Raw genomic sequence first — 4,126 nt, 5'->3', positions numbered from 1 at the left:
AGCGGGAAAAGCCCCCGAAGACCCGGTAAGCTCCGCCCACCGGGCGATACCACGCGCACAATCCCCTCATATACGGTAAACTAGCCACGTTTTTGCATCAGGAAAGCAGCTATGAACCATTCCCTAAAACCCTGGAACACCTTCGGCATTGATCATCATGCGAAGCACATTGTATGCGCGGAAAACGAACAACAATTACTGAGCGCCTGGCAGCATGCGACCGCAGAAAATCTGCCAGTTCTTATTCTGGGTGAAGGAAGTAACGTTCTCTTCCTGGAAGATTTCGCTGGGACTGTTATCGTTAACCGTATTAAAGGTATCGACGTCACCGAATCAGCAGAGGCATGGCATCTTCATGTCGGTGCCGGAGAGAATTGGCACCAGTTGGTCAGCTATACGCTGGATAATCATATGCCTGGCCTGGAGAATTTGGCGTTAATCCCGGGCTGTGCTGGTTCATCACCAATTCAGAATATTGGTGCTTACGGTGTCGAACTACAGCAAGTTTGTGAGTATGTTGACTGCATCGAGCTGGCTACCGGCAAACGCCTCCGCCTGCCTGCCACAGAATGCCGATTTGGCTATCGTGACAGTATCTTCAAACACGAATATCAGAATCGTTTCGCCATTGTTGCCGTGGGTTTCCGCTTAGCGAAAGTGTGGGTTCCGGTGCTAACTTATGGCGATCTGACGCGTTTAGACCCAAAAACCGTCACGCCGCGTGAAGTTTTCGACTCTGTCTGCCATATGCGAATGACAAAGCTTCCGGATCCCAAAGTTAATGGCAATGCGGGTAGCTTCTTTAAAAATCCGGTGGTTGCCAGCGAATATGCCGGGAGTTTACTGGCGTCATTCCCTAAAGCTCCGCATTATCCGCAACATGATGGCTCAGTAAAACTGGCGGCTGGCTGGCTTATTGATCAGTGTCAGCTTAAAGGCTATGTCCTGGGCGGCGCGGCGGTGCATCAGCAGCAGGCGTTGGTATTAATTAACCAGAATAACGCGACCAGCGATGATATCGTTGCACTGGCCCGTTACATACGTTCTCAAGTGGGCGCAAAATTTAATGTCTGGCTGGAGCCTGAAGTTCGCTTTATGGGAGCCAACGGCGAAGTGAATGCGGTAGAGGTCATTGCATGAAAGACAACACAGTCCCGTTAACGCTGATTGCTATCCTGTCCGACGGAGAATTTCATTCTGGCGAGCAGCTAGGCGAGAAACTGGGGATGAGCCGGGCGGCGATAAATAAACACATTCAGACTCTGCGTGACTGGGGGGTGGATGTATTCACCGTTCCTGGCAAAGGATATAGCCTACCGGAGCCTGTTCAGCTACTGGAAGAGAAGCGTATCCAGGCAGATGTGGACTACGGCAATGTTGCGGTTTTGCCTGTTATTGATTCCACGAATCAATATTTGCTGGATCGCCTCCCGGATCTGCAATCTGGTGATGCCTGCGTTGCGGAGTACCAGACTGCAGGGCGCGGTCGTCGTGGTCGCAAATGGTTCTCTCCTTTCGGCGCGAATCTCTACCTTTCTATGTACTGGCGACTGGATCAGGGGCCCGCAGCCGCAATTGGACTGAGTCTGGTTATTGGCATTGTTATGGCGGAAGTTCTGCAAAGTCTTGGGGCTGAAAAGGTAAGAGTGAAATGGCCAAATGATCTTTACCTCAATGACCGTAAACTTGCCGGTATCCTGGTCGAACTAACCGGTAAAACTGGCGATGCGGCGCAGATTGTGATCGGTGCAGGAATCAACCTCGTAATGCGTCGTGTTGAAAATGATGTCATTAATCAGGGGTGGATTAACCTGCAGGAGGCCGGCATCTCTATCAACCGTAATACGCTTGCTGCACGCTTAATTAAAGAACTACGTGACTCCCTGCGTCTTTTTGAGCAGGAAGGGCTAGCCCCTTACCTTTCGCGCTGGGAAAAACTTGATAACTTTATCAATCGACCGGTTAAATTAATTATCGGCGATAAAGAAATATACGGTATTTCTCGCGGGATCGATACTCAGGGGGCATTATTACTTGAGCAGGATGGAGTTATTAAGCCCTGGGTTGGTGGTGAAATTTCTCTGCGTAGCGCAGAATGAAAAAAGGGAGCGAGTGCTCCCTTTTTTACAGCTCATTTATTTTCGCAGGCGAATCTGTTCTACCGAGTGATCGGTGCTTTTGGCTAAAATCAGGCTCGCGCGTTCGCGTGTAGGTAAAATATTCTCCTTAAGATTCACAAGGTTAATCTCATTCCATAGATTAGTCGCTACATTGACCGCTTCCTCTTTCGAAAGCTGCGCGTAGTTATGGAAATAAGAATCAGGGTCGGTAAAGGCACCCTCTCGGAATTTCAGGAAACGGTTTATATACCATGACTGCAACAATTTTTCCGGCGCATCAACATAAATAGAAAAATCGACGAAGTCGGAAACAAATACATGGTGAGGATCGTGCGGATAATCCATTCCACTTTGCAGAACATTTAATCCTTCAAGAATCAGGATATCCGGATGGGTGACTGTTTTATCGCCATCAGGGATCACATCATAAATCAGGTGCGAATAGACCGGGGCTGTAACATCCGGCACACCAGATTTCAGGTCAGAAACGAATTTCACCAGACGATGCATATCATAGGATTGCGGGAAGCCTTTCTTCTTCATTAGCCCGCGTTCTTTCAATACCTCATTCGGATGCAGGAAGCCATCGGTTGTAATGAGCTCGACACGGCGATGTTCTGGCCAGCGGCTCAGTAATGCCTGCAACACACGTGCAGTCGTGCTTTTTCCGACAGCGACGCTGCCTGCGATACTAATGATATAAGGAATACGCTGCCCATTGGTGCCCAGGAATTGCTCCAGCACGGCCTGACGACGCAGGTTAGAGCTGATATAGAAGTTGAGCAAACGCGACAACGGTAAGTAGATTTCTGCAACCTCTTCCAGCGACAGATCTTCGTTGATACCTTTTAACCGTTTGATTTCCCCTTCAGTCAGGGTCATCGGCACGGAGTCACGAAGTGCAGCCCACTGGCTACGATTAAACTGTAGGTAAGGTGTCATTAACGTTTGCTCTTTTTTTTTCATAAGCATGTTCTGAACGTCGCATTGACTTATACACGACGTATCAACATTCAGTTAATCAGGACAATGGGCAGGAGGTTAACACCACATGGAAGGGAAAAAGAAGAAAAAATCAAAATGAGTGATGCTTTCGTGCATAAACACAACACATTATTGAGCGGTGTCGGCGTACCGCAGAGAAGCAGATAATGTATCTGTGTACCGTTCGTCCCAGTGGGGGGGAACAGACGTATAATATGTTGCCGTAAAAATGTTCGTGTTTTGCTCTTATAATCACCACTGTGCGTCGTTTTTACGCAGATGCGCACAAAATATGAGCAAGAGAACATTTTATGCAAATTTTTAGTTGCATGCTGGCTCAGGTCTCCCTAGAATGCGCGCTACTTGATGCCGACTTAGCTCAGTAGGTAGAGCAACTGACTTGTAATCAGTAGGTCACCAGTTCGATTCCGGTAGTCGGCACCATCAAGTGCCTGGTGGGGTTCCCGAGCGGCCAAAGGGAGCAGACTGTAAATCTGCCGTCATCGACTTCGAAGGTTCGAATCCTTCCCCCACCACCATCTTCGGTCACGCGAAAGCGTAGCCAGAGTCGGAAGCTGTATCCACCGGCTCAAACAGGAGAGTGTTCTTCTCCTTAAACAGAAAGAACTGGGTAGCCGAGTTTCAGGATGCGGGCATCGTATAATGGCTATTACCTCAGCCTTCCAAGCTGATGATGCGGGTTCGATTCCCGCTGCCCGCTCCAGACGTGCTGATATGGCTCAGTTGGTAGAGCGCACCCTTGGTAAGGGTGAGGTCCCCAGTTCGACTCTGGGTATCAGCACCACTTCACTTCTCCTTCCCGTTTCTCTCTGTTTACTTTTAAATTTATTCAACGAGTCGGGCATGTTGCCTGGTTGATGTGGTGATATCACCGATTTATCCGTGTCTTAGAGGGACAATCGATGTCTAAAGAAAAGTTTGAACGTACAAAACCGCACGTTAACGTCGGTACTATCGGCCACGTTGACCATGGTAAAACAACGCTGACCGCTGCCATCACT

4 protein-coding genes and 4 tRNA genes are annotated in these 4,126 nt (G+C 48.8%); 7 read left to right on the top strand and 1 reads right to left on the bottom strand.

Features of this window, described 5'->3' with window-relative positions:
- The first annotated feature begins 111 nt into the window (after positions 1 to 111).
- Entirely contained in the window at positions 112 to 1,140 is a 1,029-nt protein-coding gene (gene murB / locus VSR74_RS23110) for a UDP-N-acetylmuramate dehydrogenase (RefSeq protein WP_347796825.1), read from the top strand.
- The gene (gene birA, locus VSR74_RS23105) at positions 1,137 to 2,099 is read left to right on the top strand and encodes a bifunctional biotin--[acetyl-CoA-carboxylase] ligase/biotin operon repressor BirA (RefSeq protein WP_347796824.1); all 963 of its coding nucleotides are present in this window, start codon (positions 1,137 to 1,139) and stop codon (positions 2,097 to 2,099) included. Before murB ends, birA begins: the two co-directional genes overlap by 4 nt.
- A 36-nt stretch (positions 2,100 to 2,135) precedes the next feature.
- Here birA and coaA read toward each other — a convergent pair whose 3' ends face one another.
- Entirely contained in the window at positions 2,136 to 3,086 is a 951-nt protein-coding gene (gene coaA / locus VSR74_RS23100) for a type I pantothenate kinase (RefSeq protein WP_347796823.1), read from the bottom strand.
- A 386-nt stretch (positions 3,087 to 3,472) separates the two neighbouring features.
- On the opposite strand from coaA, the gene VSR74_RS23095 reads away from it, so the two are divergent.
- From VSR74_RS23095 to VSR74_RS23075, 5 genes are all read left to right on the top strand, one after another.
- Positions 3,473 to 3,548 (top strand) — tRNA-Thr (locus tag VSR74_RS23095).
- Positions 3,549 to 3,558: 10 nt separating this feature from the next.
- Positions 3,559 to 3,643: transfer RNA gene (locus tag VSR74_RS23090), tRNA-Tyr, on the top strand.
- A gap of 110 nt (positions 3,644 to 3,753) precedes the next feature.
- Positions 3,754 to 3,828: transfer RNA gene (locus VSR74_RS23085), tRNA-Gly, on the top strand.
- Between the two features lie 5 nt (positions 3,829 to 3,833).
- Positions 3,834 to 3,909: transfer RNA gene (locus VSR74_RS23080), tRNA-Thr, on the top strand.
- Positions 3,910 to 4,027: 118 nt separating this feature from the next.
- Positions 4,028 to 4,126 (top strand): GTP-binding protein (locus VSR74_RS23075; RefSeq protein ID WP_001363157.1); only part of this gene is annotated, 99 nt, incomplete at its 3' end.

This window comes from Pseudocitrobacter cyperus (assembly GCF_039889165.1).
GTDB classification, from domain to species: Bacteria; Pseudomonadota; Gammaproteobacteria; order Enterobacterales; family Enterobacteriaceae; genus Pseudocitrobacter; species Pseudocitrobacter cyperus.
Note: the sequence above shows the minus strand (reverse complement) of the source record. Positions and strands in the feature narration are given on the sequence as shown.